This window comes from Streptomyces sp. NPDC097129, assembly GCF_055668065.1.
On the sequence record NZ_JBVOQE010000089.1, the window covers coordinates 1 to 1,166 of the forward strand.

The 1,166-nt window shown below is 29.7% G+C and carries 1 protein-coding gene; it reads left to right on the top strand.

Features of this window, described 5'->3' with window-relative positions:
* Window positions 1–1,080, top strand: a 1,080-nt coding sequence (locus tag AC0B9F_RS38310; protein WP_472010452.1) for an ATP-binding protein, incomplete at its 5' end; no start/stop codon positions are given.
* Window positions 1,081–1,166 lie beyond the last annotated feature (86 nt).

Here is a 1,166-nt window from a genome sequence, read left to right on the forward strand (position 1 = left end):
AGTCGTGAAGGATTGCAAGAAACAATAATATTTGAACACTTCCAAGAATTAATACAAAAAATTATTGAGGTCTTTGAAAAAGATAGGATAAAAGTTATGAGGGCTATCAAGGATCATCATGACAAAAAGAATCATAAAGAAAATATTAAAGACAAAGGAAAAAATTTAGCAAAAGAGGTTTTAAAGTCTTGGGATGTTACTCAAGAGATCAAAGCTCCTAAAAATACTGAAGAAGCTCGAAAGAGAATAGAGAAGCTTCAACAAGAAAAATTACTACTAGCTCAATCCCATAAAATAATAGAGGAGTCTATTGAAGAAAAGGAAAATGAAAATAAATTATTGAGAGCATTAGCTGGTACTGGTATAGCTCTTACTTCATTAGCTCACGAAATAAAAACAGTAAGCAATCCTTTAGTTACACGGAATGACTTTTTAAAGTCCTTAATTGGTACTCTCGATGTAAATTTAGACAGGATAAAAGAAGTGATTAAGTTTATAGACTTAATGAGTGAAAAAGACAGAGTTTTAAAAGGCTGGCTAGATGTAGCATTAAATGTAGTATCTAAAGATAAACGGAGAAGGAATAAAATTAGACTAAATGACATCTTAGAAAAGGTACTGAAAACGTGGGAACCTCCACTTTTGGAGAAAAAAATTTCCGTCGAAATTGTTAATCCGAAGGACATTATTATTGAATGGAGAGCTTATATCATAGATGTTGAGAGCATATTAAATAATCTTATAATTAACTCTATGATTGCATTTCAAAAAAAGGAACATAAAGGAGTAAGAAATATAAACTTTATTTTAAATTATTTAGATAATGAGGAAAGTTTCGAATTTACTTATCAGGATTCTGGCCCAGGATTATCTAAAGAAATAAATGATAAAAATGATATATTTGAGCCATTATTTACAACTAATTCAGATGGTGGAACCGGATTGGGATTGTGGATAGTAAAAACTATTGTTGAAGAATATAAAGGTGAAGTAAAAGTATTAGATAGTGAAAATGGGTTTCAATTATATTTTAAATTTCCACTCAGAAAAAGAGGGGAAGGTATATTATTTAATGTATAAGATTGGTTTAATTGAAGATGATTTTATGACTGCAACGCTTATAATTGATAGGTTGAGAAGAGGTACTGATGAAATAAAACCTAGTG